Source organism: Polynucleobacter sp. Latsch14-2 (assembly GCF_018881925.1).
Taxonomy (GTDB): Bacteria; Pseudomonadota; Gammaproteobacteria; order Burkholderiales; family Burkholderiaceae; genus Polynucleobacter.
Window position 1 is genome coordinate 1 of sequence record NZ_JACVPL010000002.1, and the last position, 26,413, is coordinate 26,413.

At 44.4% G+C, this 26,413-nt stretch carries 33 protein-coding genes; 12 read left to right on the top strand and 21 right to left on the bottom strand.

Features of this window, described 5'->3' with window-relative positions; genetic code table 11:
• Positions 1 to 97: 97 nt before the first annotated feature.
• The 11 genes from ICN46_RS02075 to ICN46_RS02125 form a co-directional block, all read right to left on the bottom strand.
• Complete coding sequence (locus ICN46_RS02075) at positions 98 to 310, bottom strand: hypothetical protein (protein WP_216204031.1); 213 nt, start codon at positions 308 to 310, stop codon at positions 98 to 100.
• Complete coding sequence (locus ICN46_RS02080; protein WP_216204034.1) at positions 300 to 1,241, bottom strand: glycoside hydrolase family protein; 942 nt, start codon at positions 1,239 to 1,241, stop codon at positions 300 to 302. Before ICN46_RS02080 ends, ICN46_RS02075 begins: the two co-directional genes overlap by 11 nt.
• Positions 1,241 to 1,900 (bottom strand): acetyltransferase, encoded by a 660-nt coding sequence (locus tag ICN46_RS02085; protein WP_216204036.1) that lies wholly within the window; start codon positions 1,898 to 1,900, stop codon positions 1,241 to 1,243. Before ICN46_RS02085 ends, ICN46_RS02080 begins: the two co-directional genes overlap by 1 nt.
• Positions 1,901 to 1,915: 15 nt before the next feature.
• Positions 1,916 to 2,539 (bottom strand): class I SAM-dependent methyltransferase, encoded by a 624-nt coding sequence (locus tag ICN46_RS02090; protein WP_216204037.1) that lies wholly within the window; start codon positions 2,537 to 2,539, stop codon positions 1,916 to 1,918.
• Positions 2,536 to 3,225: a WbqC family protein gene (locus ICN46_RS02095; protein ID WP_216204039.1), complete on the bottom strand. Its 690-nt coding sequence runs from the start codon at positions 3,223 to 3,225 to the stop codon at positions 2,536 to 2,538. The genes ICN46_RS02090 and ICN46_RS02095 overlap by 4 nt, the downstream gene beginning before the upstream one ends.
• On the bottom strand, positions 3,222 to 4,340 hold the full coding sequence (locus ICN46_RS02100) for a DegT/DnrJ/EryC1/StrS family aminotransferase (RefSeq protein WP_216204041.1): 1,119 nt from the start codon (positions 4,338 to 4,340) through the stop codon (positions 3,222 to 3,224). The genes ICN46_RS02095 and ICN46_RS02100 overlap by 4 nt, the downstream gene beginning before the upstream one ends.
• A 113-nt stretch (positions 4,341 to 4,453) precedes the next feature.
• Entirely contained in the window at positions 4,454 to 5,614 is a 1,161-nt protein-coding gene (locus tag ICN46_RS02105; RefSeq protein ID WP_216204043.1) for a hypothetical protein, read from the bottom strand.
• A gap of 115 nt (positions 5,615 to 5,729) precedes the next feature.
• Positions 5,730 to 7,130 carry an O-antigen ligase family protein gene (locus ICN46_RS02110; RefSeq protein WP_216204045.1) on the bottom strand — a complete coding sequence of 467 codons (1,401 nt, stop codon included), beginning with the start codon at positions 7,128 to 7,130 and terminating at the stop codon, positions 5,730 to 5,732.
• Positions 7,130 to 8,107: a GDP-L-fucose synthase gene (fcl, locus tag ICN46_RS02115; RefSeq protein WP_216204047.1), complete on the bottom strand. Its 978-nt coding sequence runs from the start codon at positions 8,105 to 8,107 to the stop codon at positions 7,130 to 7,132. The genes ICN46_RS02110 and fcl overlap by 1 nt, the downstream gene beginning before the upstream one ends.
• Positions 8,108 to 8,122: 15 nt before the next feature.
• The gene (gene gmd / locus ICN46_RS02120; RefSeq protein ID WP_216204049.1) at positions 8,123 to 9,265 is read right to left on the bottom strand and encodes a GDP-mannose 4,6-dehydratase; all 1,143 of its coding nucleotides are present in this window, start codon (positions 9,263 to 9,265) and stop codon (positions 8,123 to 8,125) included.
• Positions 9,266 to 9,292: 27 nt separating this feature from the next.
• The gene (locus ICN46_RS02125; RefSeq protein ID WP_216204052.1) at positions 9,293 to 10,786 is read right to left on the bottom strand and encodes a mannose-1-phosphate guanylyltransferase/mannose-6-phosphate isomerase; all 1,494 of its coding nucleotides are present in this window, start codon (positions 10,784 to 10,786) and stop codon (positions 9,293 to 9,295) included.
• A gap of 161 nt (positions 10,787 to 10,947) precedes the next feature.
• On the opposite strand from ICN46_RS02125, the gene ICN46_RS02130 reads away from it, so the two are divergent.
• Positions 10,948 to 11,088 (top strand): hypothetical protein, encoded by a 141-nt coding sequence (locus tag ICN46_RS02130; protein ID WP_216204054.1) that lies wholly within the window; start codon positions 10,948 to 10,950, stop codon positions 11,086 to 11,088.
• Positions 11,089 to 11,163: 75 nt separating this feature from the next.
• Here the strand turns inward: ICN46_RS02130 and ICN46_RS02135 are convergent, their stop codons facing one another.
• On the bottom strand, positions 11,164 to 11,706 hold the full coding sequence (locus ICN46_RS02135; protein WP_216204056.1) for an HPP family protein: 543 nt from the start codon (positions 11,704 to 11,706) through the stop codon (positions 11,164 to 11,166).
• Between the two features lie 172 nt (positions 11,707 to 11,878).
• Here ICN46_RS02135 and ICN46_RS02140 point away from each other — a divergent pair, with 172 nt between their 5' ends.
• Entirely contained in the window at positions 11,879 to 12,316 is a 438-nt protein-coding gene (locus ICN46_RS02140) for a rubrerythrin family protein (protein WP_088524842.1), read from the top strand.
• Positions 12,317 to 12,429: 113 nt separating this feature from the next.
• Here the strand turns inward: ICN46_RS02140 and ICN46_RS02145 are convergent, their stop codons facing one another.
• The 6 genes from ICN46_RS02145 to ICN46_RS02170 all read right to left on the bottom strand — a co-directional run bounded on the left by ICN46_RS02145 (position 12,430) and on the right by ICN46_RS02170 (position 16,245).
• Complete coding sequence (locus ICN46_RS02145; RefSeq protein ID WP_216204058.1) at positions 12,430 to 12,738, bottom strand: high-potential iron-sulfur protein; 309 nt, start codon at positions 12,736 to 12,738, stop codon at positions 12,430 to 12,432.
• Positions 12,739 to 12,945: 207 nt separating this feature from the next.
• Positions 12,946 to 13,737, bottom strand: coding sequence for a GTP cyclohydrolase I (gene folE / locus ICN46_RS02150; RefSeq protein WP_216204060.1), 792 nt, complete (start codon positions 13,735 to 13,737; stop codon positions 12,946 to 12,948).
• Between the two features lie 57 nt (positions 13,738 to 13,794).
• Positions 13,795 to 14,166, bottom strand: coding sequence for an MAPEG family protein (locus ICN46_RS02155; RefSeq protein ID WP_216204062.1), 372 nt, complete (start codon positions 14,164 to 14,166; stop codon positions 13,795 to 13,797).
• On the bottom strand, positions 14,163 to 14,783 hold the full coding sequence (plsY, locus tag ICN46_RS02160) for a glycerol-3-phosphate 1-O-acyltransferase PlsY (protein WP_216204064.1): 621 nt from the start codon (positions 14,781 to 14,783) through the stop codon (positions 14,163 to 14,165). The genes ICN46_RS02155 and plsY overlap by 4 nt, the downstream gene beginning before the upstream one ends.
• Positions 14,784 to 14,810: 27 nt before the next feature.
• The gene (xerD, locus tag ICN46_RS02165) at positions 14,811 to 15,767 is read right to left on the bottom strand and encodes a site-specific tyrosine recombinase XerD (protein WP_216204066.1); all 957 of its coding nucleotides are present in this window, start codon (positions 15,765 to 15,767) and stop codon (positions 14,811 to 14,813) included.
• Positions 15,760 to 16,245 (bottom strand): YajQ family cyclic di-GMP-binding protein, encoded by a 486-nt coding sequence (locus ICN46_RS02170; RefSeq protein WP_216204068.1) that lies wholly within the window; start codon positions 16,243 to 16,245, stop codon positions 15,760 to 15,762. The genes xerD and ICN46_RS02170 overlap by 8 nt, the downstream gene beginning before the upstream one ends.
• A 95-nt stretch (positions 16,246 to 16,340) precedes the next feature.
• Here ICN46_RS02170 and murB point away from each other — a divergent pair, with 95 nt between their 5' ends.
• From murB to ICN46_RS02185, 3 genes are all read left to right on the top strand, one after another.
• A complete protein-coding gene (murB, locus tag ICN46_RS02175) occupies positions 16,341 to 17,378 on the top strand; it encodes a UDP-N-acetylmuramate dehydrogenase (protein ID WP_216204070.1) in 1,038 nt (345 codons plus the stop codon).
• Between the two features lie 75 nt (positions 17,379 to 17,453).
• Positions 17,454 to 17,741, top strand: coding sequence for a type II toxin-antitoxin system HigB family toxin (locus tag ICN46_RS02180; protein WP_216204073.1), 288 nt, complete (start codon positions 17,454 to 17,456; stop codon positions 17,739 to 17,741).
• The gene (locus ICN46_RS02185) at positions 17,738 to 18,148 is read left to right on the top strand and encodes a helix-turn-helix domain-containing protein (protein WP_216204074.1); all 411 of its coding nucleotides are present in this window, start codon (positions 17,738 to 17,740) and stop codon (positions 18,146 to 18,148) included. The genes ICN46_RS02180 and ICN46_RS02185 overlap by 4 nt, the downstream gene beginning before the upstream one ends.
• Positions 18,149 to 18,179: 31 nt before the next feature.
• Here the strand turns inward: ICN46_RS02185 and xseA are convergent, their stop codons facing one another.
• Positions 18,180 to 19,415 (bottom strand): exodeoxyribonuclease VII large subunit, encoded by a 1,236-nt coding sequence (xseA, locus tag ICN46_RS02190; RefSeq protein WP_216204077.1) that lies wholly within the window; start codon positions 19,413 to 19,415, stop codon positions 18,180 to 18,182.
• Between the two features lie 314 nt (positions 19,416 to 19,729).
• Here xseA and ICN46_RS02195 point away from each other — a divergent pair, with 314 nt between their 5' ends.
• From ICN46_RS02195 to ICN46_RS02225, 7 genes are all read left to right on the top strand, one after another.
• Positions 19,730 to 20,362, top strand: coding sequence for a MotA/TolQ/ExbB proton channel family protein (locus ICN46_RS02195; protein ID WP_216204078.1), 633 nt, complete (start codon positions 19,730 to 19,732; stop codon positions 20,360 to 20,362).
• Positions 20,359 to 20,832 carry an ExbD/TolR family protein gene (locus ICN46_RS02200; protein ID WP_216204080.1) on the top strand — a complete coding sequence of 158 codons (474 nt, stop codon included), beginning with the start codon at positions 20,359 to 20,361 and terminating at the stop codon, positions 20,830 to 20,832. Before ICN46_RS02195 ends, ICN46_RS02200 begins: the two co-directional genes overlap by 4 nt.
• 7 nt (positions 20,833 to 20,839) lie before the next feature.
• Positions 20,840 to 21,934, top strand: a complete 1,095-nt coding sequence (gene lpxK / locus ICN46_RS02205) for a tetraacyldisaccharide 4'-kinase (RefSeq protein WP_216204082.1) — start codon at positions 20,840 to 20,842, stop codon at positions 21,932 to 21,934.
• A 17-nt stretch (positions 21,935 to 21,951) separates the two neighbouring features.
• On the top strand, positions 21,952 to 22,131 hold the full coding sequence (locus ICN46_RS02210) for a Trm112 family protein (protein ID WP_216204084.1): 180 nt from the start codon (positions 21,952 to 21,954) through the stop codon (positions 22,129 to 22,131).
• 9 nt (positions 22,132 to 22,140) lie between these two features.
• The gene (gene kdsB, locus ICN46_RS02215; RefSeq protein WP_216204086.1) at positions 22,141 to 22,902 is read left to right on the top strand and encodes a 3-deoxy-manno-octulosonate cytidylyltransferase; all 762 of its coding nucleotides are present in this window, start codon (positions 22,141 to 22,143) and stop codon (positions 22,900 to 22,902) included.
• A 106-nt stretch (positions 22,903 to 23,008) separates the two neighbouring features.
• The gene (adk, locus tag ICN46_RS02220; protein ID WP_216204088.1) at positions 23,009 to 23,674 is read left to right on the top strand and encodes an adenylate kinase; all 666 of its coding nucleotides are present in this window, start codon (positions 23,009 to 23,011) and stop codon (positions 23,672 to 23,674) included.
• A gap of 1 nt (position 23,675) precedes the next feature.
• Positions 23,676 to 24,647: a GDP-mannose 4,6-dehydratase gene (locus ICN46_RS02225; RefSeq protein WP_216204090.1), complete on the top strand. Its 972-nt coding sequence runs from the start codon at positions 23,676 to 23,678 to the stop codon at positions 24,645 to 24,647.
• Between the two features lie 24 nt (positions 24,648 to 24,671).
• Here ICN46_RS02225 and nrdR read toward each other — a convergent pair whose 3' ends face one another.
• Positions 24,672 to 25,118 (bottom strand): transcriptional regulator NrdR, encoded by a 447-nt coding sequence (gene nrdR / locus ICN46_RS02230; protein WP_216204092.1) that lies wholly within the window; start codon positions 25,116 to 25,118, stop codon positions 24,672 to 24,674.
• A 27-nt stretch (positions 25,119 to 25,145) separates the two neighbouring features.
• Positions 25,146 to 26,390 (bottom strand): serine hydroxymethyltransferase, encoded by a 1,245-nt coding sequence (gene glyA, locus ICN46_RS02235; RefSeq protein ID WP_216204094.1) that lies wholly within the window; start codon positions 26,388 to 26,390, stop codon positions 25,146 to 25,148.
• Between the last annotated feature and the right edge of the window lie 23 nt (positions 26,391 to 26,413).

Here is a 26,413-nt window from a genome sequence, read left to right on the forward strand (position 1 = left end):
TCAGTTTGGCTAAGGTGTTGATAGGTCATGGCTACTTTGACTTGCAGGTCTAGAAGCTTTGGATACTAAAACATCCTTAGCCTCCTTACCTAGTTGTTCAAAGTTGCACTTCGTGGTTGAATCCACCTTCTTTATTTTTTTCATTTTTTTCATATAAAGAAATTATGCGGGCATGTATTTCATCTACTTCGACCGACTTCAAGTAACCCTCTATGACGGTATACCCGTACTCCACAATATTATGGATATGCTGCTCAATTTCAAATTGAGCTATTTTCCTAAGAGAAACTTGGTTAATATTATTTTTCATCAGATCCCTCCCATTCAGCATATCCAAATCCTTCTTTCCCAAAAGCGTTTCCGTTGTAAATTATCACTTTTTTGTTGCCGATATTAAAAACACTAGGATATGCAACCATTTGAGAATCCCAGCCAATCTTGGAAACATTTAGGCCCGCGAACTCATCCCGTCGAACCCATTGCCGTCCATCCTGAGAGTGCGCGTATCCAATGCGATAACTATTGCTTGAATTGAATCGATAATCTTTTATGCCTCTATAGCTAAACCACATCTCATATTCCTCGCCTACAAGAATGGTCGCTTTAACAATGCCGCCTTCATTTTGATCCTTGTAATCTATTGCAATGGCTCCATTTCTAATCCAATCGATACCATTTTTAGACTCTGCAAACTTTATGTGATATCTTGGCTCCGGCTTTCCGTCTATAAGTTCCCATCCGGTGCAAGACGCATACCAACACCCCCATACCCCATTTAGCATCATCACTTCAGCCGTGCCTATGAAGTAGGGCTCTTGCAAAGTAGTCGACAGTACAGGCCCCTCCCCTGCCTTTCTAAAATTTACCCCATCATCACTAACCGCTAACCCAATCGTATTGTGATAGGGAACGGTTTTCCCAATACTCCAGCCGGTGTAATAGAGATATTTAATATCATTAATAGTTACAACCGACGAAGGCATGAGGCCAGACTCATCAAATGCCCCCAATTTTCCAAGGTCCAGAATAGGTTCTGGATGTTCATAAAGAATTTCTTTTGGGTTTTTTGGATTAACCTCTATATAAGAAATATGAGATCGGTTTTGCGCATCCCGTGATGAATAATAAATTCTAAGGACGTTATCTGAAATTAAATCGACAGTTGGAACCTGCGCATGAGATTTAGACCATGCTCTATCCATATTGGGGGAGTATATAAGCCCTTTTTTTACCCATGTCATCACATGCCCCTTAGTCGATTGCTGGGTACCTTAGAAATTTCAGATTTTGCTCCGGGATACACTCCAAACTCTTTAGTATTTGACCCAATCAAAGCTCCAGCACCAACGTAAGTAGAGGCGGCCAAATTTACCCCATCTACTACTGTGGAATTCACGCCAAGATAACAATTATTAGCAATTGTTACGTGACCTGATATAACGACATGAGATGAAATAAAACAATGATCTTTTATTGAGCTGTGATGACCCAAGTGATTACCGCTCCAGAGAATAGTATTGTCCCCAATGCTAGTAAAGGGCTGAATAACATTATTTTCAAAAATAAAGCAATTTTCGCCTACCGGTGTTCCATAGTAAGTAGCCCTTGTACTTATATACGATATAAACTGATAACCTTTGGACTTAGCTTCCTTATAAACCGACTCTCTAAGGTAGTTCATTCGCAAAGGGCTTAACGGGGCAAAAAATTTAAAATCAGTTGGCGGGTAAAGATCTTGAACCGACTCGAATGGAATAACAGGCAACCCCTTAAATTCAGATAAATTTAAATATTTTTCGTGGACCGTGAAGGCTGCGACCTCGTGCTCAGTGTCCAACCCCAAATAAAAATGAGCCAAATCTGCAAAATCCTGAACCCCAAATATAACTACCTTAGACATTCTTATTTACTCACTTCAAGGATAAACGTAAACAGTATATTCATATAAGCCATAGTCATTACGGATTACAAAATTTCTAGAAATAGACTGAGTGAGAAAACTAGCTAGCATGTCTAGTGGCAAGTGAAACAAATCCTCCCTCTCCCAATCGACTTGCTTTGACATTACATTAAATGCAAAACCTATTGTTGTTTTTTGGGTCATCCTTATAAGAACCGACTTCATGAAATTAAACATTTCATCAAAACTTAACGTCTTTTTAATCGTAAAAACCCCATTAAAAATCACATAATCAAATAATGGTAGATCGCAGTGATCAGACAGCACATCAAGGCAAAAATATTTATTTTCAGGATATTTCTTTGTGGAGATATCTATAAAATTTCTCGAAATATCTAATCCTGCATATTCAATCTTAGCCAGTTCATGATCAACTATATATTGGTAAAGACCAGAAGTCCCACATCCAAAATCTAAAAGGGAAACTTTATTTTCCCGAGTATCGCGCCGAACCAGATCAAGCATAATTTGATAGCGCTTATACATATCTTGCTCATTAGGCCAATCCAAACCCCGATGCGTATCGCCATATACTTCAAGGCATTTATCGTAGTGTCCTGCAATTTCTAAGTAACTCATGCATTAATCATTTCTTTGATATTTTCGCAGGGTACATGCATCATCAAGTCAATAATTGATAGTGCTGGCTCAAAAGCTACGGAGAAGTTTTTATACTCAGCTATATTGGGTTTAATAAAGCTCAATTCAATTCCCTGGTTTTTAAAAAAATTCCTATCATATAAGTTATTACCTCCAGGTAAATTAATATACTCAGCTGCCCCTTCCTTAAGGCAGATATCCAAGATTCTGTCTTGACCTGTTAAATGCTGATTTTCATATAAGCCAGAACTCTGCACGACTGTTGTCTTGATATCCAAGAATTTCATTACATCTAGCACGCTTAATTTAGCGATCTCAGAAATTTTATCAAGGTCACTTAAAAACAACCTACTTTCTAGAATTGGATAAGCCTCAGAAAAAAATGGAGCCTTTTTATATGACTCCTTAATTGATCGCTCTAGCTTTAGTAGCAATTTTGAATCTTCGCTGATGTCGATTTCTTCAATTTTTTTATTTTGGCTAGCCTGTTTCAGTGCTAAGCTAAAGTAACTTACGCTACCTGAAAAAATTAATCGATTTCTATTAATCCAACCCTTATTGATAAAATTTACATCATCAAGAAAGATAAATTTATCGACCGAGTTAATTAACTGGAAATACCCTATATAAGGAAATAAATAAGGTTGCATAATTGCGAGTTTCAAGATTTGCCATCCTTGTTAATCACATTAACAATTTTTTTAATCTCGCCATTTTCCAAGTCAGGATAAATTGGCAGACATAATACTTTTTCCGATGCATCTAAAGCATTTAATAAATTTTTTGAATTGGAAGAATTTAAATTTTTATACGTTGGAAATTGGCTAATCAATGGATAAAAATAGCGTCTAGCGTAAATATTACAATCTTTTAACTTTTGATAAAGCTCATCTCTAGTTAAGGGGTAATCCTGTTCAACCAATATCGGAAAGTAGGAGTAATTCGCAACTTTTTTACCCGTATCTTCAAGACACTTAATTCCCACAACATCTTTCAAAAGAGACCGATAGAGTGTATCGACTTTTTTACGCCCATCTAATGCTGCATCAATATGATTTAATTGAACCAATCCAAATGCCGCATTCACCTCACTCATCTTTCCGTTAATTCCTGCAACATCCACGGTAACCTCATCCACAAAGCCAAAGTTTTTCAGTTGATCAATGTGGCGCTTCGTTTTGGCATCCGGGCAAACAATAGCCCCACCCTCAAAAGTATTAAATACTTTTGTTGCATGAAAACTTAACACTGACAAATCACCATGGTTCAATACACTCCCACAATGACAATCTACTCCAAAAGCATGCGCTGCATCATAAATTACCTTTAAGTTATGACGATCTGCAATTTCTTGGATTGCTTCCACATTACAAGGATGTCCATAGCAATGTACCGGCATGATGGCCGTGGTTTTAGATGTGATTGCGGCTTCAATTTTTGACGGATCTAAATTTAAAGTATTGGGATCAATATCAACAAAAACGGGCTCAATTCCATTCCAAAGAAGCGAATGGGCTGTAGCCACAAAAGAGTAAGGGGTGGTAATAACCTCCCCTTTGATTTTTAAAGCCTGCAATGCAGTAATAAGTGCAATCGTGCCATTATTAAATAAGGCAATGTGATTAACACCTAGATACTCACACAATGCTTTTTCTAATTGCTGATGAAACGGTCCACCGTTCGTGAGCGTTTTGTTTTCCCAAATCCGCTCTAAATAGGCAGTAAATTCTTCCAAAGGCGGAAGAAATGGTTGGGTCACATAAATTGGCTTATCGCTCATTTGATTAATTCTTCTTAGAGCCTAATAAAAAGACTCACTCTGTATTAGATATTAGTTACAACCACTCAAGCCCGCTAATGCCCGGTACCGTGCTGGCATTTGCACTCCAGACTTCACTTGGCACCACCGCTTTTGATGTGAAGCCATACTCGCCCACCTAACAGCGCTAAGAGCATCAAGAAGAACGCCGCCGCCAATCCTCCGGCGGTCGACTTGAGCATGCCTTTTTTACTCGCGATTGGGGCAGTGTTGGCCTCTAAACCCTTGGTAAAGCGCACCTGGATAGCGAGCAATTGGCTATGCAGCTGATCGAGTATTTCTTGGCCGTTGGCATCACCCTTAGCTAATTTGCTGCGCAAAGAGCCTTCGATTGCTAATAGCTGATCAACGAGTGCTAAACCATCAAAGGTCTGGTCTTGTAGCGGTATGGCTTGTTCGATAAAGGCTTTGATGAGGCTAATTTGCTCTACACGTTTTTGTAGTCTGGCCAGGTTTTCTTTTGAGGCGTTGATGTCGTTATTGACCGCCACAATTTGGGTTGCTAGTGGGAGGTACTTGGCTCCCGAGTCTTTGGGGTCAACCACTTGTCCGCTGACATTGGCGCCGCCGGGGAAGCGCTTCTGCAGCTCCTCTAAAGACTTGGCGCGCTCTTGCTGGTAGCCCATCTCGATTTGGGTGCTGGTGATTTTTTGCTGCAGCTCCGCTACGGTGCTAACCGTTTGGCTCTCGTAGCCATTGAGCATAGGGCGGATCTGCAGGTAGGCACTACCTGAGCGTAAAAATTTTGCGCTTGCTCGGACATTGACAATTGATTGCTCCTTAGAGGAACCGCTGGCGGTCAAGGTGAGATTGAGGATGGTGGTCGAAGCCGCGTCCAAGTCCTTGCTAATTCCAGCTAGGTCTTTGGTGTCCGCTTTGGAGAGCGCATAACTGGGTAGTACGTTTTTTTGCCACCACTGCTCGTTGCTCATGGCTTTATAGAGGGACGCTTGGTCCTGCGGGGCTTTATTTTCTTCGACGATTTGAGCGGCCAAGTTTGGCAGGCTCTTTTGCAGCATCTTCCAGGAGACGAGGTCCAGGGCGTAGCTATTATTATTATTATTATTTAATAAAACATACTCGGCTGAGTAACTGCCTAAGGTCAACCAGCCTGCAAGGCCCAATACAGCACCCACGATGCTTGCCGCAGCGAGTTTTTTCCAGGCCCCAGTCAGAAAATTGACGATATCTAAGAGGGAGATTTCATTTTCGGATGCGACTTCTTGGGATGACATGCGCTTAATACCTTTACTATGAGAGTCTGCCTACTAGTTCTATTAATTATAAGCGCTGGGCGCTATTTCGCTGATTTTAAAAACGGGGTCAATCCCTAGACTTCATGGGTTTACCCTACTCGGAAGATGGCAGCAATGCTGACATCAAGGCAATCAAAAAGCAGAGCATCTCGATGGCATGCTGACTACTGATTTCCCCAACGGTGTAGAGCAATATGAGCCCCAAGGAAAGTAGGCTGGTGAGATATTGATGTGGCCCAGCAAAGCTGACTGAGATACACAAGAGGCCAAATAGCGCCCCCAAGGTCAACAGCAATCCCGGGTAACCAAATGCCAGGGCAATCTCCACCCAGGCGCTATGGGTTGAGGGTATGTAAGCGCCCCCATTAGGGTATTTTTGCATCAATAAGGTGGTGAACGGCTTACTCAGAATGCCCACGCCTAAGGGATTTTCTGGCAAGAAAATGCGCGCGCCAGCGCTGGCCCAAGCCAAGCGTTCATAGGTATTGGCTTTGACTCCCTCCCCATTTGCATTTTGGGGATAGCCCATCACTGCAGGATTTTGCCAGTTAGGGTACTTTTCTATCTGGATTGCGGTTTTAGCATCTTCCCACATGGTTGACCAGCCAGAATTGTGCTTGAGGTGCTGCATGCCGAACCATCCCAGCATTACCGTAAAAACAATAATCAAGGCCAGCAATAAGGGCGCACTCAAACCCATTTTTCTACCTAGCAATGCCTTGATGAGCTGAAAGATGGCAGCAATACTCATGAAGATAAAAAAGATAGCAGCCAAGCCAACACCGTTTCGGGTATCAAATATAAAAACGTAAGCGTACAAAGCAGTGGCCGTGCCAAGGAGCCATAAAATAGCAGTGCCAAAGATGTCCCAAAATTGACCTCGTCTAATCGCATCAGCCATGGTGCCTAGCAAGCCCACTACTAAAATCGTTCCCGCCAATACGCCACTGATCTTTCCGTAAAAGATGTAGCTTATGTTATCGGGCAGAGGAACAAAAAAACTATTTAAGGCAATTGCTTTCGGAATGTACTCATAAATGAGATATCCAAAACTTACCAGAATACCGATCCACAAAAAGCTCACTGCATTGGGTCTTTTTCTAATAGCCATACCTGTCCCCACCCCCACAATTACCGCTAAACCACTACGCAACCAGGTGCTGGTTAATTCATGGAATTGTTGTTCGGGGAAGCGGGTCAAGAAAAAATAATGAAAAATCACCCAACAAAACATGAGACCCAGCAGAATTAGTGGCGTCCAATTCTTGAGGGGGGGCTTTTGTTTATCGACTTTAAAAAAACGCATGCAATAAATAGTAGAGAGAATAGTCTCAATACCTAATAAGCTATTGCGCAAGGCAATCGTGCCTTTGACAGCCCAAATACCCAACAGCACACTACTTAAAATAATTAAACAATATCCCAACACATCTTTTGAGGGGGCGGCGTCAGATGTGACTGAGATATTTTTTGGCACCTTCAGCATACCCAACATTAGATATCAATCCTAGACATGAATTCTTGATAGGCATTTTGCAGACCTAGATCAAGATTAATCTTTGGCAACCAACCCAACTTGTTTAAACGATCAGAGCTCATCCATTTCCTTGGAGAGCCATCTGGCTTGGTAGAGTCAAAACTAATCGTGCCTTGATAGCCGGTGGCTTTGGCAACAGCATAAGCCAGCTCTGCAATCGTGACATCAGAACCATAGCCAACATTTAAATGACTTTGCATGGGTTCCGTTTGACTATCGTAAGTTTGCTTATCTAAGTGCATTACAAACACGGATGCGGCAGCCATATCATCAACATATAAGAACTCACGTCTTGGAGTCCCCGTTCCCCAAATCACTACTTCGGGCGCATTGCTCAATTTAGCCTCATGAAAACGTCTAATGAGCGCTGGTATCACATGGCTATTTTCTGGATGGTAGTTATCACCCGGACCATATAAATTAGTTGGCATGACTGAGCGGTAGTCCACACCATGAGAAGCACCATATTGACGGTTATAGCTCTCACACATCTTGATGCCGGCAATTTTGGCAACGGCATAAGGCTCATTGGTAGGCTCGAGCTTTCCAGTAAGGAGCGCATCTTCACTCATCGGTTGCGGTGCTAACTTCGGATAGATACAGCTTGATCCTAAGAACAGGAGTTTTTTGACACCATTCAAAAAGGCTTGATGAATCACATTACCCTGCACCATCAAATTGTCGTAAATGAACTCGGCAGGAAAAGTGTTGTTCGCATAAATACCACCCACTCTTGCAGCGGCTAAATACACTTGATCAGGCTTTTCAGTTTCAAAGAAAGCGCTTACAGCCTGTTGGCTCGTGAGTTCAAGTTGTGCATGGGTGCGAGTAACGATATTGGTGTAACCCTTAGCCTGCAGATCGCGCACAATGGCTGAGCCGACCATGCCACGATGACCAGCTACGTATATTTTTTGATTTAAATCTGTTGGCATGTATGTAATCTTTTTTTAGTTTTCTTTACCAACTGCAACGCTAAAGCCATGCTTACTAAGTAAAGCATGTTGTTTGGCTTGGTCTAAGTCGTTAGCCACCATCTCGACGATCATTTGATCTAGAGTGATTTCTGGAACCCAGCCCAGTTTTGTTTTTGCTTTAGTCGGATCACCCAAGAGTGTTTCCACTTCTGTAGGACGGTAGTAGCGCGGATCAATTTGCACGATCACATCCCCTACTTTTAAGGCTGGTGCTTTATCACCCTCAATGTTGGCTACGATCGCTTTTTCATTCTCGGCAGTGCCTTCAAACTTTAGGGTGATACCTAGCTGTTTGGCACTGCGGATAATAAATTCACGGACAGTGAACTGCACACCTGTAGCAATCACAAAATCATCGGGTTTATCTTGCTGGAGCATTAGCCACTGCATGCGTACATAGTCTTTGGCATGACCCCAATCACGCAAGGCATCAATATTACCCATGAAGAGACACTTCTCTAATCCCTGGGAGATATTTGCTAACCCACGGGTGACCTTACGGGTGACAAAAGTCTCGCCACGACGCTTAGATTCATGGTTAAAGAGGATGCCGTTACAGGCATACATCCCATAAGCTTCACGGTAGTTCACGGTAATCCAGTAGGCATACATCTTGGCTACGGCGTAAGGGCTTCTTGGGTAGAACGGTGTGGTTTCCTTTTGAGGGATTTCTTGCACTAAACCATAGAGCTCAGAAGTTGAAGCTTGGTAGAAGCGGGTCTTTTTTTCCAGACCCAAAATACGAATGGCTTCTAACATTCTTAAGGGGCCCATGGCATCAACGTCAGCCGTGTACTCAGGAGATTCAAAAGAAACGGCTACGTGAGACTGCGCACCCAAGTTGTAGATTTCATCTGGCTGACACTCTTGGATGATGCGCACCAAGTTGCTGGTATCGGTTAGATCACCATAATGCAAAATTAAATCAGGGTGATTGACATGGGGATCTTGATAGAGGTGATCGATACGCTCGGTATTAAAAGAAGAGGCACGACGCTTAATGCCGTGAACGATATAACCTTTTTCCAGCAAGAACTCAGCAAGGTAAGAACCATCTTGGCCTGTTATGCCAGTGATTAACGCGACTTTTTGCGGATTCGTTTTATTGCTCGTCATATATTTAACTCTTTGTAATTTTCTAAATTAACTTCTACCGTAGGTATCTTCAAAACGCACAATATCATCCTCGCCCAGATAACTACCGGACTGCACTTCAATAATCTCTAACGGCGTTTTGCCAGGATTAGCGAGTCGGTGGGTTTGCCCCTGAGGGATGAAGGTACTTTGGTTCTCCGTTAGCGTAATCACTTTATCGCCATTGGTAATTTCTGCTACGCCCTTGACCACAATCCAATGCTCAGCACGGTGATGATGCATCTGTAGTGAAAGACTTGCGCCGGGTTTTACCTGAATACGCTTTACTTTAAAGCGCTCGCCCTCATCAACACTGTCATACCAACCCCAAGGTCTGGCGACCTTGCGATGCAAATTCTTTTCTTCACGCTGTTGCTCTGCTAATTGACTAACAATATTTTTAACGTCTTGGCTATGTTTTCTATCGGCAACCAAAACAGCATCGGCTGTCTCCACAATAATGAGATTCTCAACGCCAACTGCGCTCACTAAGCGACTGCTGGCATGCACTAATGTGTTTTTAGCATTGGTGAGCAAGGTATCGCCACTGGTAACATTGCCGTCTTGATCCTGTTTACCTACTTGCCATACCGCATCCCACGCGCCTAAATCATTCCAGCCGGCATCTAAGGCCACCATCTTGATTGGGTACGTGGAATTGGGGCATTTCTCGATCACAGCGTAGTCAATCGATTCACTTGGAATGGCATTAAACAAATCCTTGCCTGGTCGCACAAAAACGGCATCACCAGCGAGATCTTGTTCTTTGGCTTGCCACGCTGTTTGCGTAGCCGCCAAAATATCGGGCCTAAATTCTTTTAAGGCTGCAAGCCAAACGCTCGCCTTAAGAACAAACATACCGCCGTTCCAAAAGTAACCGCCCTCTGCTAGATATTGTTTGGCAGTACCGGCATCCGGCTTTTCAACGAAACGTTCAACGGTAAATTCGCCTGCATTTTTGCCAGCTTCCTGAGTTTTCGTTTTGATGTAGCCATAACCGGTTTCAGGAGCGCTTGGAGTAATTCCTAAAATTGCTATTGCACCATCACTAGCAAGTTGTATAGCCTGCTGCAGCGCCTGTGTAAATGCTGCAGGATTTTGAATTGTTTGATCTGCTGGGGTCACGACCAAGATTGGGTCGCTATTTGTGCCGGCCGCACGATCTTGCGCATAGAATGCGGCCAGCGTTAATGCTGGAGCAGTGTTTCTACCTGATGGCTCAAGCAATAAAGCAGTCTGGAGCATCTTTGATGCGTTTTTCATTTCACGCAACTGGTCTAAAGCTAAAAAACGATGTTCTTCATTAGTCACTATTAATGTAGTGCCAAGCTCAATTTCAGCATCAGCAACTGAGTGAATGCGTTCTATGGCTTGCTGAAAAAGGCTGTATTTTGAGTCATTGTCAGAGAGCACCAAAAATTGCTTTGGAAAGCCTGCGCGCGATAGCGGCCAAAGACGCGTACCCGAGCCACCGCAGAGGATCACTGGCAATACTTGGGTCATAAGGTTCTACTAATGTTTGGCAATTCTGTCAGCATTTCTTTTGGCATATTGCCTATAAATAATGTTAACATGATTTTAAAGCCTTCTGATGGCGCACCAATCATTCTAAATATCAATAGAATATTGATCTAAGCTATTTCATCATCATTAGGAGAAAACAAATGACTTCAATTCCGAAAATCAATGTACGTAATTCTGTTTCTGAATGCGCTCAATCTCTTCGCAAAGAAAATGCTGGTAAATATCAGAACTACAGTATTAAAGACTGCATTAGCTCTATTGCTGCTTCAAAATTTAAGTAATTAACTACTTTTAGAAACTTTTAAGTCTTTTTAGACCAATTTGAATGCCAAAAAGACTTAATCACCTTAAATAGACTACTTCATGGGCCGGTTGGGGTAGCCTTTTCCGGTCATATTGCTGTAAATCGCCCCAGCCATTACCAGCAATATGGAATCCACCATAACTGGGAATGCGGCATAGCGGTAGTGCGTCACATGACCTAAGACAACAATCAGGGCTACTGCCGCTGCCGGGGGATGCAAACAACGCAAGACAAACATTCCCAAAATAGAGGCTGCCGCAGCAATCGGCATCGCCAATAATGGTTCTTTAATAAGGTTGGCAGCGGTGATACCGATTAAAGCTGACAAGGTATTTCCGGCAATCACTGCCCACGGCTGTGCCATGGGACTGCCTGGCAAGGCAAATACCAAGAGAGCGCTAGCCCCTAAGGATGCCATCAGCCATTCGTCGATACCACTTAACTCGCCAAGGTATTTAGCGAGAGTGAGCACTAACATCAAGCCTACAAATGCACCGCAACTAGAGCGAAAACGCTCTGCCCAAGAAACTGCTGGCTGGTCGCCACCAAAGTAAAAGGAGTAACGTTTAAGTAGATATTTGGCGGTATGTCTCATCTTTTATTTCTTTAATCGAAATTTAATTATTAGTTGCTTTTAGCTATCAGACCAATACAAAAATATGATTATTCGAGAGGCCTGTTTTGTTGATAATAACCCCGTGGTGAGTGGCATTACCCCAGAAATGGAACGCTCGCCCTATCCGAAATCATCATCTTAGGAGTCATTTATGGCTAAAACTGTTAAAGGTACAAAGACTGAACAGTCTTTGAAAGAAGCGTTTGCTGGCGAATCCCAAGCAAATCGTCGTTATTTGTATTTCGCGAACCAAGCTGATATTGCTGGTGCAAACGATGTTGCAGCTGTTTTCCGCTCAACCGCTGAAGGCGAAACTGGTCACGCCCATGGTCACATGGAGTATTTGATTGAAGGCGGCGCAGGCGAGCCAGGTACAGGTATGCCAGCAAAGACTGTTGCAGAAGCTTTACAAGCAGCGATTGCCGGTGAAACACATGAGTACACCGATATGTACCCAGGCATGGCTAAGACTGCACGCGATGAAGGCTTTGACGAAATCGCTGATTGGTTTGAAACTTTGGCAAAGGCTGAACGTAGCCACGCTAACAAGTTCACCAAAACATTAGAAGCACACTTGGCTAACGTTTAATCATTAAACCTGTCAATAGAAAAAGCCACTGCAATAATTGCAGTGGCTTTTTTCTTTGCCATTACTGAAATTGTTTCTCAGTAATTCATTATCAGAATGTAACTCCTGATAACTTAAGCTTTCTTAGCGTAAGCAGAGCACCAACCTTTGCTTGACACTTGCTTGCCAGCAAAAAGCGCGCAACCACCAGCAGCAGAACCAGCAGCACCTTGATAGAGGGCACAATTGCTACAGGCTTGTGGCGCAGCATATTTTGCGTACTTTGCCTTATCTACTTTAGAAGCATCTGCTTTGTAACCCAATGCAGAAGCTTGTGGATCGGTTTCAGCAACCATGGCTTGAGCTTGCACTTTGCTGTTTAAAGCCAAAGTAGCAGCACCAGCAGCTGACATGATCATGAATTGGCGACGGGTAGTTTTCATAGTGACTCCAGTGGGTTAATTAATCATTAAAAGCGAAATGTAAAACGTAAATGCAAAGTGATTAAGAGCGATCATAGAGCAGAAGAAATAAGTTCTCTACTCACCGCTTAAGTTGCTGATTTATATGAGGTAATAGTTGAGAACTATTCTCAACCATAGGCTGAGTTGTGAGCAAACTCAGAAGCTTGCGATAACAGCAAACTTTAACTAGCGTCTTTCAAGTAAAGAGAGGAACTCGCGTCGTAAGTTGGAGTCTTTTAAGAAAGCGCCACGCATCACGCTGTTGACCATTTTTGAGTCGCGATCCTTCACACCACGCCATTGCATACAAAAGTGATCAGCATCCATCACAATCGCTACGCCAATGGGCTTAATTTTTTTCTCGAGCATGTCGGCCAATTCCACTACCGCCTCTTCCTGAATTTGTGGGCGGCACATGACCCACTCGGTGAGACGTGAGTATTTAGACAAACCAATTAAAGCTGACTCTTTACTAGGTAGAACACCAATCCAAATACGGCCCATAATTGGACAAAGATGATGAGAGCAGGCGCTACGGACAGTAATCGGGCCAATAATCATGAGCTCATTTAAGCGGCTCACATTGGGGAACTTTGTTAAGGTTGGCTGCACCGTATAGCGACCATTAAAGACCTCTTGCACATACATCTTAGCAACACGTCTACTCGTATTTTGAGTATTGTGATCACTGTCTGTATCAATCACTAAACTTTCTAATACGGCCTGCATTTTTTCTGCTACCTCATCGACTAAACCCTCTAACTCACCAGGCTTAATAAAGGCAGAAATATTGTCATTCGCATGAAAGCGTGCCTTTTGTGCCTCGATCCGACGACGGATCACCACCGACAAAGGCAGCCCAGAATCTTCTTTTTTAATCACCTTCTTTGCGGCAGATTTTCCTGCGGGAGTTTTTTTAATTACTACTTTGGAAGTCCTCTTACTTACCGACTTCGCAACTGTTTTTTTAGTGGCCATAAATTATTTCTTCTAAGTAATTTTTGAATATTCTTTGAATAAACTGTAGGGATAAATCTATATCTGAAAGAAAATCGCTACTACACAAGCTATGCCACATAACCATACGATAGAGCGGGTAGTTGGCCAGTTCGCGATATAGCAAATCAAGTAAGCAATGCGCGCGATTACAAATCCCAGAGCCAGAAGATCTATCCGAGCTTGCGGAGCATGCATCACTGATGCAATGATGACGGCTGCAAAAAAGAATGGCAAAGACTCAAACAGATTGGCTTGCGCCGCATTAGCGCGCGCCCGAAAACCAGTTTGCTTTGCAAGCCATATGCGAGGCTGACCATTGTCATAGCCCTCGAAACCTTTTTTAGCAATCCCTGCGGCGACATAAGGCAGCAGACCCATGAATAAAACACAGGCAAATGCAATGGTCATGACTTTGCACTCTTAGAGCCAATTCTGGACTCCGTACCATTCATCAAATTATGAATATTGCTACGATGGCGCCAAATTAATAATGCACAGATGATGAGCAACGCGAGAGCCATAGGATGAAAGCCAAATAGAAAGACAAAATAGATTGGACCAAATACTGCAGCAGCAATTGCTGCTAAAGAAGAGTAGCGCATGAACTTCGCAACAATGATCCAGGTAGCAAGGGTTGCTAATCCCAAAACCCAATTAATACCGAACAAAATACCGCAGGCAGTAGCAACGCCTTTGCCACCTTTAAAGCCATGAAAGAGTGGAAATAAGTGTCCTAGAAAAACGGCGATCACTACACCACACAAAATCCAAGAATTAAGACTAGAGCTCAAAGACTCTTCACCCAAAATCATACGAGCCAAAACTACTGCCACAAAACCCTTGAGAGCATCACCTAGTAATGTCAGTACTGCGGCACGCTTATTACCCGTTCTCAGAACATTGGTTGCGCCAGGGTTACCAGAGCCGTAAGAGTGCGGATCTGGTAAGCGCATGCATTTGCTCACTACCACCGCAAAGGACACGGAGCCAATCAGGTAAGCAAGCAGTATTAAAAGAATATCCATGCCGCTATCTTAAACACATCTGTCAATTTAGGAGCCACGGGGGTGATGTTGCTGATGAATCGACTTCAGACGCTCTCTAGCTACATGGGTGTAGATTTGGGTGGTGGAGATATCTGCATGCCCCAAAAGTAACTGAACCACCCGTAAATCAGCCCCATGGTTGAGTAAATGGGTTGCAAACGCATGACGCAAGGTATGAGGTGATAGAGCCACAGGAATACCGGCCTGCAAAGCATAGCGCTTAATCAGCGCCCAAAATGCCTGACGGGTCAGCGCCGAACCAGTATGGCGCCCGATGAAAACTGCATCTGAAGTTTTACCTTCTAGCAGTGGCGTTCTAGCTTCTGCCAGATATCTGCGCAACCATTGGCCCGCTTCACCACCAAAGGGAACTAAACGTTCTTTGCCGCCCTTGCCATTCACAATTCGCACAATCCCCTCATTTAAGCCAAGCGCAACCGTTTTTAAAGAAACAATTTCGGAAACACGTAAGCCACTGGCATACATCAATTCCAGCATAGTGCGATCTCTCAAACCTAAAGGAGTTTCAATCTTAGGGGCATTTAACAATGAGGTGACTTGATCCTCGCTCAAGGTTTTGGGAAAACGGAGTGCTTGTTTAGCAGCTCGTAAGCCAATACAAGGATCACTCTTTACAAGATTATTGCGCAGGGCATGGCGATAAAACCGCTTAAATACAGTAAGGCGACGATTCGCTGTAGTAGCTTTATCTGCTCGACGATGTGCAATATAGGCGGTGAGCTCTTTTTCATCCACGGCATACAAATCCAAATGAGCTGTTTGATACAACCACTGCGCTAAGAGCAACAGGTCTCTGCGATAGGCTGCAAGACTATTTTGAGCAAGACCATCCTCTAACCAACAGGCGTCACAGAAACGCTCAATGGCCTCCTGGCTGGCAGGGGCTAATAGCGCAGGACTAGATTTTTTAGCTAGCCCTGCAACAGAGCCTTCTTTAGTCACGGAAGTTATTAAAGCCCAATGGCGCTTCTGTCACTTCTTTTTTGAGCAATGCCATAGTTTCCTGCAAATCATCACGCTTAGCACCCGTCACGCGCACAGCATCGCCCTGAATGCTCGCCTGCACTTTAATCTTGCTATCTTTAATGATGCGCACTACTTTTTTAGCCAACTCTTGAGTGATGCCCTTTTGGATCTTCATCGTTTGCTTGCGCTTATCACTACCGATAGTCTCTTTTTTCTCATCCTTGAGATAACGTACATCCACATTACGCTTGGCCATCTTGCCAAAGAGCACATCGCGTACTTGATCTAACTTAAAGTCATCGTCACCAAATAAAAATAAGACTTCATCTTTTTGCTCTACGCGACTATCAGAGCCCTTAAAGTCAAATCGATTGGTAATCTCTTTATTGGATTGCTCAATCGCATTCTTTAACTCATTCATGTCTGGTTCGCAAACTACATCAAATGTTGGCATATCAAATCCTTTAATTTTTTGCTTTAAAAACCCCTGAAACCTTGCCAGCAAGCACTTTTTAGAAGCGGATTGCTGAACACGAATAAGATTGTGGCATGAACTGTGCAAAAAATGCGCCTGCAGCCCCCCAACCCCTCCCAAATTTATCTCTTGAGGATAAAAATACATTCGGCCTGCCCGCAATCGCAGACCTTGCTTACGAAATCACTTCACCTGATCAGTTGCCTGAGCTGATCGCGAGCATTCTGAAGGCAGGGGTTGTTTGGCGCGTATTAGGCGGAGGCAGCAATGTTGTTCTCCCAAGCCTTCTTGCCGGTACCACCCTGATAATGGGTATTTCTGGAAAAGAAATCATCGACAGCAATGGACAATTCACCTTAGTTGAAGTCGGCGCCGGTGAAAACTGGCATGATTTTGTAGCTTGGACACTTGAGCAAAACCTACCCGGTCTTGAAAACTTAGCCCTCATACCTGGCACAGTTGGCGCAGCCCCCATTCAGAATATTGGCGCTTATGGCGCAGATGTAGCAGAGTACATAGATTCCATCGAAGCTTTCGATAGCAAAAATCAAGCCTTTGTCACTCTGAGCAAAGAGGATTGCTGTTTCGCTTATCGCGATAGCTACTTTAAGCAAAATCCTGAGCGCTACATCGTGACAAAGGTCGCTTTTAAAATTCCGAAGGCATGGAAGCCACGCTTAACTTATGCCGATCTAGCCAAGCAATTTTCTGATAATCCATTAGTAAGTGCTTTAGAGGTTTTTCATGCTGTATGTAAAGTACGAAGTGCCAAACTGCCCGATCCCAAGGTGATCGGTAACGCTGGTAGTTTTTTTCAAAACCCTATCGTTGACATCGCTCAATATGAAAATCTGTTGGCGCAGCACCCCAATCTGGTTTCTTATCCCGATGCCACTGGCACCCGCAAGCTAGCCGCAGGGTGGTTGATTGATCAGTGTGGATTAAAGGGCTATCGCTCAGGGTCTGCTGGTGTTTATGAAAAACAAGCCTTGGTACTCGTCAACCATGGTGGTGCAACTGCAAACGATATTCTGGAGCTTGCAAACATCATTCAGGGAAAAGTTAGAGAACGCTTTGGCGTTGAGTTGCAAATTGAGCCGAATATTCTCTAGGGCTAGTTAATCCATACAAATTTCAGGGGCATCTTTTTGCTACCCTAATATTGCAATTTGCAATACAATAAGTCAATGAGAGTTATTACCAATCGCCGCCTTCTTGAGTTTGGCGCCTCTCATAAGGATTCATTTGAGGCACTGCAGTCGTGGAAAAAACTGATGGAATTCGGATGTTTCAAAAGTTTTTCAGATATCAAACAAGTGTTTGGTTCAGCTGACAAAGTTGGTGATTTATATGTTTTTAATATTTGTGGAAATAAATATCGTCTAGTAGCCTACCTTCAGTTTGAGAGGCAGATTTGCTATATCAAGGCTGTCTTGACACACAAACAATATGATAAAGACGGATGGAAAAAATGAATCTTAATGACTTGCAGAAGGCTTGGGAGAGTCTTTCTAAGACCGTGGATCTCAGCCCAATTCGTAGCGACAAGCAATATAAAAAAATGGTGCAATTAGCAGACATGCTCTCAGATGTTATTGGGCCGGCAAAAAGACATCCACTTTTGGACTTATTCGAACTTGCTAGTGAACTTATTCGCACCTATGAACATGAACACTTTCCAGTGCCTGACGCAAAACCGCAGGCCCTCTTAGCTTATTTAATGGAGCAGCACCAACTTAAGCAATCCGAATTGCCAGAAGTTGGTAATCAGAGTGTTATTTCTCAAATATTATCTGGTGCCCGCCAGCTGAATGTGAGACAAATTAATTCTTTAGCTAAGCGCTTCAAGGTGCCTGCCGGCATATTCTTCGAGAGCGCCTAATTAGGCAATTAACCCAGTTGAGATTACCTGATTAATGGCCTACCTTTGATACTTCAATCTTTATCTCACCCTCAGCCAAACGAACTTGATAGCTCTCATTTGCTTTAAGTTCCTTTGGATTGCGTACTGCCTGCAGCATGCCTTTTTCGGCTTCTTTAGTTTGCGTGAGAATTACTGCGTAACCTCGCTCTAAGGTGCGCTGAGGATTAAGCATCTCTAACTGAGATTGATAGTGGTTTTGACTACGCTTCCAACTCTCTATCCTTACTATCCATGCTTGATTTAAGCGTTGTTGCCAATTGCCAATTTGCTCACGCATCCGCTCGGGATTGGGCAGCGCATGACTCAGTCGCAGCGCTAATTGGTCCAAAGTTTGCGCTTCACGTTCTACTCTTTGCGAGACTCGCTGCAGCAAGGCCTGCGCAATCGCATCTAACTCTTGCAGCATTTGATCTCGTCTTGGTGCTGCCAATTCTGCAGCACCAGTGGGCGTTGGAGCCCGCAGGTCAGCAACAAAATCTGCGATAGTCACATCAGTCTCATGACCAACGCCGCTTACCACTGGGATTGGTGATTGCACTATCGCATAGGCTAATTTTTCATCATTAAATGCCCAGAGATCTTCAATGCTGCCACCGCCCCTGACTAGCAAAATCACATCGACCTCAGTCTTGCCCTCTATAAGCTCTTGCGCCGCAGCGTGCAATGCAGAAATAATTCCACCAGGAGCATCAGGACCCTGAACCAAGGTTGGGTAAATCACAATCGGAATATGGGGCGCTCTTCTAGCAAGAGTACTCAGAACATCTTTTAATGCAGCTGCTTGTGGCGAAGTGACAATACCAATCGCCCGAGGATGCGAAGGAATTTCACGCTTACGCTCTGTATCGAATAGGCCTTCCTTGGCTAACTTTGCCTTGAGCTTCAAAAAAGCTTCGTACAGGCCACCCATACCGGCTCGGCGCATGCTTTGCACCGTCAGCTGAATGTCCCCTCTCGGAACATAAAAACCCAGATTTGCAGCTACCTCAACCAAATCACCTGATTGGGGCATAAATCCGACTTGGCCATTGCGGCCACGGAACATCACGCAGCGGATCTGGCCTTCCTCATCTTTTAGGGAAAAGTACCAGTGCCCGCTGTCGTAAGCCTTGAAATTGGAAATCTCCCCGCTCACCCAAACGGTATCGAAGCGCTCCTCTAAAGAGCTTGCAATGGCGCGGTTTAGATCGCCAACACTGAGAATTTCCCTTGATATTTCCGACATTTTTTCTCTTTTGCTACACAGCTATAAGGGTTCAAGGAAGATAAATATCCACAGAAGCCCATTCGCTCTAGGGTTAGCCACTCTAAGTAAGTATTTGCTGACCCAAAGCGTCTCATAAATCCAACAGCTAAGCCCTATATCATTGATTTATATAAAGATATTTTAATACTTATAACAAGCTGATCCTACGAATTTCTGCCGCCCTCACGATCAATCAAGGACTTACAGCACTTTTCGAAAAAAGTTTTGCACAGAGTTATCCACAGGCCTGCTTTCCTAAAACCACTTCTCAATTCAGCTAAAGTACTGAGCTTATGTACTCCATCTTACTGTCTGCCGGCTGGCCTATTTGGCCCCTCCTCATTATCTCGATCTTGGGCCTAGCAATTGCTATTGAGCGTGCCTGGTATCTCCGCCAAATCAATATTCTGCCTAAAACTACTTTGGAATCTGCTTTTAGTCTTGCAAATCAACTCACTACGCAAAAATCGATCACCAATGTAGAAGTAGCTCAGTTAGCCCAAAGCTCCCCAGCGGCACCTTTATTGGCCTGCGCATTACTAGAGAAGTCTGCTGGAAATAATGCCGATGCAGCATTGGAAGAAATTCAGGCGGTAGCTCAAGGCACTTTCTTAAAGCTAGATCGCTACCTTGGCACCTTAGCGACAATTGCTACGGTCGCGCCCCTGCTAGGCCTTTTTGGGACAGTAGTGGGCATGATTGAAATCTTCGGCAGTCAAGGCGCAATTACTGGCAATGCTGGGAGCCCACAACAACTTGCGCATGGTATTTCAGTAGCGTTGTACAACACCGCTTTTGGCTTGCTCATTGCAATTCCAGCATTAGCCGCATGGCGTGGATTACGCGCAATGGCAAATCAACGCCAACGTGAATGTGAAGAATTCACCAGACAGATTTTTAAGAAACTCTATCCAAATAACTCATGAGTTGGCTTAACACTCACCAAGCTAGGCGAGGTAGATTTTCGCTAGGTGCCACAATTGCGACCGATGCTCATATAGAGCCTGAAATTAATCTCATTCCATTTATCGATGTTCTCTTAGTGGTGCTCATTTTTTTAATGATCTCCACCACCTTCACGCGCTATCAAGAATTGGCTATCACTTTACCTACCGCTAGCGGAGTAGAGAGTCAGAATGAAGTAAAGCAAATTCATATTGCAGTCAGTCGCGATGGACGTTTTGCTGTAAACGGAAAAGTGACTGATCGTAGCCAACTCAGCAACTCACTCAATCAACTAACTCAAAACAACATCAGTAAAGATAATGCGCCAAGCATTCAAGTCAATATTGATGCTGATGCCCGCGCCCCACACCAAGCCGTCATGAGCGCCCTAGAGGCAGCACGCGATGCCAATCTCTCGAATATTGTTTTTAGCAGTCAATCCAAAAAGTAATGTGATCATGTCTTTTAAAAATCACTTTCGCAAAGCGCCAACATTTTGGGAGCGGCGTGGGCCAACCAGCCTATTGTTGTGGCCCCTATCTTGGGCCTATGGCTTGATATTGCGTTTGCGCAAACTGATGACCGATCTACACATCTTCGATCCAAAACCAACCGCAGTACCAGTCATCATTGTTGGCAATATTCGGGTTGGTGGCACAGGCAAAACACCGATTGTGATTGCCTTAGCAGAAAAGTTAGCCGCATTAGGATGGAAACCTGGAATTATTTCTCGCGGCTATGGCGTTAAAGGTAATCAAGCAAGTCGCTCGCCTGCGCACGTCACTAGCGCATCTGATCCGAGCATGGTTGGGGATGAGCCAGTTCTGATTGCCAAGCGCACCCAAAATCATTTTCCAATCTGGGTTTATCCAAAGCGCCAACAAACTATTGCAGCCCTCTTGGCACGACACCCGGAAGTCAATGTGATCATCAGTGATGATGGCCTACAACACACTGGGCTCTCGCGCTGGCCTGCAAGAGAAGGTGGAAGAGATATCGAGTTTGTTGTCCGCGATGAGCGCGGTGAAGGGAATCGTTTTTTATTACCCGCTGGACCATTGCGCGAATCGGCAACACGCGATCGCGATGCCACTCTCATGACATCCAAGCAATCACCAAAATTAGTGCAGGTTGACGAATACTTTCAAGGGCGACGCGCCTTTAACCTCAAACCACAATTAGGTTTGGCATATCAACTCAATTATCCAGACAATCAACAAGCGCTCGAAAGCTTTGCCGAGCAATATTTACCCAAGAAGATTGCCGCCGTTGCAGCGCTTGGCAATCCCCAGCGCTTCTTTAGCGACTTGCAAAATCACGGTGTTATAGCCAAGTGCTTTCCGCTACCCGATCACAGCACCTTTACGGCCGAGTTTTTTAATAGCATCAATGCACCATGCATCTTCATTACTGAAAAGGATGCCGTAAAATGTTCTGGAATTACTGATGAGCGTATTTGGGTTGTACCGATGTCGGTCAATATCCCTGATTCCCTCTCTGAATGGATGCAATCGATATTGCAAAGACCAGATCCAAATCAATACACCTTATAAAAAGACAAGAACCCAATATGGATAAGCGCTTACTCGAAATTTTGGTTTGCCCCTTATGCAAGAGTCCAGTGCATTTGGATGCCACTAAACAAGAGCTCATTTGCAAAGCAGATCGGCTGGCTTATCCTATTCGCAATGATATTCCGGTCATGCTGGTAGACGAAGCGCGCAGCCTTGAAGCTGACGAACTTACCTAAACTACCCCTATGAGCAGCGTATCCAACCCCCCTGCTTTTCTTGTTGTTATTCCTGCACGCCTGGGATCTACTCGGCTGCCTCGCAAGCCATTGGCTGACATCCATGGCAAGCCGATGGTGGTGCGCGTTGCAGAACGCGCCATGCAGTCAGCAGCGCAAAGTGTCGTTGTCGCAACGGATTCACCCGAGATTCAGGCGGCATGCGATGAACATCGCATTGAATGCTTATTAACTCGTGACGACCACGCCACTGGTACTGATCGTATTGCAGAAATTGCCCAACAGCTGAAACTTCCAGATAACGCCTTAGTAGTGAATGTCCAAGGTGATGAGCCCTTAATCCCACCAGAACTGATTAATCAAGTGGCACAGGCTTTGGCAGACCATCCCTCATGCGCCATCTCCACTGCTGCTGTCAGAATTACAGATAAGGCCGAGCTCAGCAACCAAAATGTCGTAAAAGTGGTCCTGAATCGCACTGGCCAGGCAATGTATTTCTCAAGAGCCACAATCCCTTTTGTTAGAGATCTGAGCCCTGAGGCGTCCATCAAACACTTAAGGCATCTTGGCATTTATGCCTACCGAGCAGATTTTTTGCAAGCTTATACCCGCCTAGAACCAGCACCCCCAGAACAAGCTGAATCCTTAGAGCAACTGCGTGCCCTGTGGAATGGCTATCGTATTCAGGTCCATGTGGCCTCAGAGGCTCCTCCTGCAGGCGTTGATACCCAGGAAGACCTAGAGCGGATTCGTTCAAGCTGGCGGGCTTAGAAAGCCGTTTAAGATCTGTTTTGGTTCTCGGGGATAATCCTAGGAGTATGTCCACGGCCAGGCTGTAAAAATACAGGACAATAAAAAGTCTTCTAAGGGGAAAACAATGCGGTTAATTCTGCTCGGTGCACCAGGTGCTGGCAAAGGCACACAAGCCCAGTTCATTTGCGAAAAATTTGGGATTCCACAAATCTCAACTGGCGACATGCTACGTGCTGCAGTTAAAGCAGGTACAGAGCTTGGCATAGCCGCAAAAAAAATTATGGATGCTGGTGGCCTAGTATCGGACGACATCATTATTGGTTTAGTTAAAGATCGCCTCACTCAGCCAGATTGCAGTAAAGGCTATTTGTTTGATGGCTTCCCAAGAACGATTCCTCAAGCGCAAGCCATGAAAGATGCTAGCGTTCCAATTGATTATGTTTTAGAAATTGATGTGCCATTTGACGCTATCATCGATCGCATGAGTGGTCGTCGTGTTCACCCCGCCTCAGGCCGCACCTATCACGTTAAATTTAATCCACCAAAAGTTGCGGGCAAAGATGATGTGACTGGTGAAGATTTGATTCAGCGCGACGATGACAAAGAAGAGACTGTACGCAAGCGTTTGCAGGTTTACAACGATCAAACTCGTCCCTTAGTTGAATACTATTCAAGTTGGGCTACTCAAAGCAGTCCTGCTGATAAAGTGAAAGCTCCAGCTTATCGCAAGGTCAATGGAACAGGCAGTGTTGAAGACATTACTACCTCCATCTTCGTGGTCTTAAAATAAATTGGCGGCAAAAAAAGCATTAATTATTGGCATCACTGGTCAAGATGGTGCTTACTTAGCAAAATACCTCCTCGATAAAGGGTATGAAGTAACCGGATCATCGCGTGATGTGATGGCATCCTCCTTTGCCAATCTTCAAACTCTAGGCATTCGCGATAAGGTTAAGCTGGTTTCAGTATCGATTAATGACTTTCGCAGCGTCTTTAATGCGATTCAGTCTTTTGATCCTGACGAAATTTACAATCTTGCTGGGCAAACTTCAGTTGGCCTCTCCTTCGATCAGCCCGTAGAGGCAATTGAAAGCATCGCTATTGGCACACTCAATATCCTTGAGGTCATTCGCTTACAAAATAAGTCAATTCGCTTTTATAACGCTGGCTCAAGCGAATGCTTTGGTGACACCGGCAACATACCAGCAAACGAACATACCCCTTTTGCGCCACGGAGCCCTTATGCCGTTGCCAAATCTACCGCTAAATGGCTGATTAATAGTTATCGCGAGTCTTACGGTCTTTATGCCTGCACGGGCATTTTGTTTAATCATGAATCCCCATTGCGGCCAGAGCGATTTGTTACTCAAAAAATTATTGCGGGTGCCGCGAAAATTAAAGCAGGTCAATTAAGCAAATTGCAATTAGGTAATTTAGAGATTTCCCGTGACTGGGGTTGGGCGCCAGAGTATGTTCAAGCAATGTGGCTCATGATGCAATTGGATAAGCCAGATGATTTTGTTATTGCTACCGGTAGACAAGAATCTCTCAAGTACTTTGTAGCCAAAGCATTTGAGTATTTTGATTTAGATTGGCAAAAATACGTTGAGATTGAGCCCAGCTTTTTCAGACCAAATGAAATAGTCTCCAGCATTGGCAATCCTGAAAAAGCCATTAAATCCTTGGGTTGGTCTAAACCCACGGATGTAGATGGCGTCATCAAAATGATGTGCGCTGCACAAGCTCAGAAACATCAAAAGTAATGCTTTTAGGGCGGAGATTTGCACCTACTTCAACTCTTTTAGGGCGCTCTCAAACGATTCAATATCTTCAAAACTTCGATAGACAGAAGCAAAGCGTATGTAAGCTACCTTATCTAAGCGCTTGAGTTCACGCATTACCAATTCACCAATCCGCTCACTCGCAATTTCTTTTTCGCCAAGACTCAGAAGCTTTTCTTCAATACGCGCGATCGCTTCATCTACCGAAGCCGCGGAAACGGGACGCTTACGCAATGCCAACTTGAGCGAGCTCGCTAGCTTCTCATGGCTGTACTCAACACGACTGCCATTCTTTTTAACAATTGCCGGCAAAGCCAATTCTGCATGCTCGTATGTCGTAAACCGCTTATCGCAGCTGGCGCAACGGCGGCGGCGGCGAATCGTATCACCTTCATCTGATACCCGAGTATCTAAGACCTGGGTATCGTCGTTATGACAGAATGGGCAGCGCAATGTTTGCTTTCTTTTTTAGAAATTGATTTAGCCGTAAACCGGGAAGCGTTTAGTAAGCTCAGAAACTTGTGCGCGCACCTTGGCAATGTTGTCCGCATCATTTGGGTTGTCCAACACATCCGCAATGAAGTGCCCAACCTGACGTGCCTCAGCCTCTTTAAAGCCGCGGGTTGTCATTGCTGGTGAACCTAAACGAATACCACTAGTAACCATTGGCTTCTCAGGATCATTTGGAATGCCATTCTTGTTGCAAGTAATATGCGCTTCGCCCAATACTCGCTCCGCTTCTTTACCGGTCATTTTCTTAGCGCGCAAATCTACCAACATGACGTGCGAGTCAGTACCGCCCGAAACAATGCGTAATCCACGCTCAATTAAAGTCTCTGCCAAGGCTTTAGCATTAGCTACTACTTGCTTTTGGTAATCCTTAAAACTAGGTTCTTGCGCTTCCTTGAATGCAACTGCCTTAGCGGCAATCACATGCATTAGTGGGCCGCCTTGCAAGCCTGGAAACACTGCAGAATTAATTGCCTTCTCATGCTCAGCCTTCATCAAGATAATGCCGCCGCGTGGACCGCGGAGGCTCTTATGAGTAGTAGAAGTAACGATATCAGCGTGAGGCACTGGGTTTGGATAAACACCTGCAGCCACGAGGCCTGCATAGTGAGCCATATCCACCATAAAAATCGCGCCAACTTCTTTGGCTAATTTACCGATACGTTCAAAATCGATCTTTAATGAGTAAGCGGATGCGCCCGCAATAATGAGTTTTGGTTTTTGCTCACGAGCCAAGCGCTCCATTTGCTCATAATCAATTGCTTCGTTTTTATCTAAACCATAAGCAATAGGGTTGAACCACTTACCGCTCATATTCAATGCCATACCGTGGGTCAAGTGACCACCTTCGGCCAGACTCATTCCCATGAAGGTATCGCCCGGTTTTAGGAATGCCAAGAAAACCGCTTGGTTTGCAGAGGCCCCACAATGGGGCTGAACGTTTGCCGCTTCGGCACCAAACAGGGCTTTAACGCGATCAATCGCCAATTGCTCAGCCACGTCAACAAACTCACAGCCGCCGTAATAACGTTTGCCTGGATAGCCTTCGGCATACTTATTGGTCAACTGGGAGCCTTGGGCCTCCATTACTGCCGGGGAGGTGTAGTTTTCAGAAGCAATCAGCTCAATATGGTCTTCTTGGCGCTTATTTTCATTCTGAATCACTGCCCAGAGCGCAGGGTCGGTTTTGGCTAAAGTATTTTGACGGTCAAACATGGTGATAATCCTGAAAAAGTTGG

What these genes read in the sequence shown, in the direction of transcription:
- ICN46_RS02075 (WP_216204031.1), bottom strand. Translation starts at nt 310, where the DNA reads ATGAAAAATAATATTAACCAAGTTTCTCTTAGGAAAATAGCTCAATTT.
- ICN46_RS02080 (WP_216204034.1), bottom strand. Translation starts at nt 1,241, where the DNA reads ATGACATGGGTAAAAAAAGGGCTTATATACTCCCCCAATATGGATAGA.
- ICN46_RS02085 (WP_216204036.1), bottom strand. Translation starts at nt 1,900, where the DNA reads ATGTCTAAGGTAGTTATATTTGGGGTTCAGGATTTTGCAGATTTGGCT.
- ICN46_RS02090 (WP_216204037.1), bottom strand. Translation starts at nt 2,539, where the DNA reads ATGAGTTACTTAGAAATTGCAGGACACTACGATAAATGCCTTGAAGTA.
- ICN46_RS02100 (WP_216204041.1), bottom strand. Translation starts at nt 4,340, where the DNA reads ATGAGCGATAAGCCAATTTATGTGACCCAACCATTTCTTCCGCCTTTG.
- ICN46_RS02105 (WP_216204043.1), bottom strand. Translation starts at nt 5,614, where the DNA reads ATGTCATCCCAAGAAGTCGCATCCGAAAATGAAATCTCCCTCTTAGAT.
- ICN46_RS02110 (WP_216204045.1), bottom strand. Translation starts at nt 7,130, where the DNA reads ATGTTGGGTATGCTGAAGGTGCCAAAAAATATCTCAGTCACATCTGAC.
- fcl (WP_216204047.1), bottom strand. Translation starts at nt 8,107, where the DNA reads ATGCCAACAGATTTAAATCAAAAAATATACGTAGCTGGTCATCGTGGC.
- gmd (WP_216204049.1), bottom strand. Translation starts at nt 9,265, where the DNA reads ATGACGAGCAATAAAACGAATCCGCAAAAAGTCGCGTTAATCACTGGC.
- ICN46_RS02125 (WP_216204052.1), bottom strand. Translation starts at nt 10,786, where the DNA reads ATGACCCAAGTATTGCCAGTGATCCTCTGCGGTGGCTCGGGTACGCGT.
- ICN46_RS02130 (WP_216204054.1), top strand. Translation starts at nt 10,948, where the DNA reads ATGACTTCAATTCCGAAAATCAATGTACGTAATTCTGTTTCTGAATGC.
- ICN46_RS02135 (WP_216204056.1), bottom strand. Translation starts at nt 11,706, where the DNA reads ATGAGACATACCGCCAAATATCTACTTAAACGTTACTCCTTTTACTTT.
- ICN46_RS02140 (WP_088524842.1), top strand. Translation starts at nt 11,879, where the DNA reads ATGGCTAAAACTGTTAAAGGTACAAAGACTGAACAGTCTTTGAAAGAA.
- ICN46_RS02145 (WP_216204058.1), bottom strand. Translation starts at nt 12,738, where the DNA reads ATGAAAACTACCCGTCGCCAATTCATGATCATGTCAGCTGCTGGTGCT.
- folE (WP_216204060.1), bottom strand. Translation starts at nt 13,737, where the DNA reads ATGGCCACTAAAAAAACAGTTGCGAAGTCGGTAAGTAAGAGGACTTCC.
- ICN46_RS02155 (WP_216204062.1), bottom strand. Translation starts at nt 14,166, where the DNA reads ATGACCATTGCATTTGCCTGTGTTTTATTCATGGGTCTGCTGCCTTAT.
- plsY (WP_216204064.1), bottom strand. Translation starts at nt 14,783, where the DNA reads ATGGATATTCTTTTAATACTGCTTGCTTACCTGATTGGCTCCGTGTCC.
- ICN46_RS02170 (WP_216204068.1), bottom strand. Translation starts at nt 16,245, where the DNA reads ATGCCAACATTTGATGTAGTTTGCGAACCAGACATGAATGAGTTAAAG.
- murB (WP_216204070.1), top strand. Translation starts at nt 16,341, where the DNA reads ATGAACTGTGCAAAAAATGCGCCTGCAGCCCCCCAACCCCTCCCAAAT.
- ICN46_RS02180 (WP_216204073.1), top strand. Translation starts at nt 17,454, where the DNA reads ATGAGAGTTATTACCAATCGCCGCCTTCTTGAGTTTGGCGCCTCTCAT.
- ICN46_RS02185 (WP_216204074.1), top strand. Translation starts at nt 17,738, where the DNA reads ATGAATCTTAATGACTTGCAGAAGGCTTGGGAGAGTCTTTCTAAGACC.
- xseA (WP_216204077.1), bottom strand. Translation starts at nt 19,415, where the DNA reads ATGTCGGAAATATCAAGGGAAATTCTCAGTGTTGGCGATCTAAACCGC.
- ICN46_RS02195 (WP_216204078.1), top strand. Translation starts at nt 19,730, where the DNA reads ATGTACTCCATCTTACTGTCTGCCGGCTGGCCTATTTGGCCCCTCCTC.
- ICN46_RS02200 (WP_216204080.1), top strand. Translation starts at nt 20,359, where the DNA reads ATGAGTTGGCTTAACACTCACCAAGCTAGGCGAGGTAGATTTTCGCTA.
- lpxK (WP_216204082.1), top strand. Translation starts at nt 20,840, where the DNA reads ATGTCTTTTAAAAATCACTTTCGCAAAGCGCCAACATTTTGGGAGCGG.
- ICN46_RS02210 (WP_216204084.1), top strand. Translation starts at nt 21,952, where the DNA reads ATGGATAAGCGCTTACTCGAAATTTTGGTTTGCCCCTTATGCAAGAGT.
- kdsB (WP_216204086.1), top strand. Translation starts at nt 22,141, where the DNA reads ATGAGCAGCGTATCCAACCCCCCTGCTTTTCTTGTTGTTATTCCTGCA.
- adk (WP_216204088.1), top strand. Translation starts at nt 23,009, where the DNA reads ATGCGGTTAATTCTGCTCGGTGCACCAGGTGCTGGCAAAGGCACACAA.
- glyA (WP_216204094.1), bottom strand. Translation starts at nt 26,390, where the DNA reads ATGTTTGACCGTCAAAATACTTTAGCCAAAACCGACCCTGCGCTCTGG.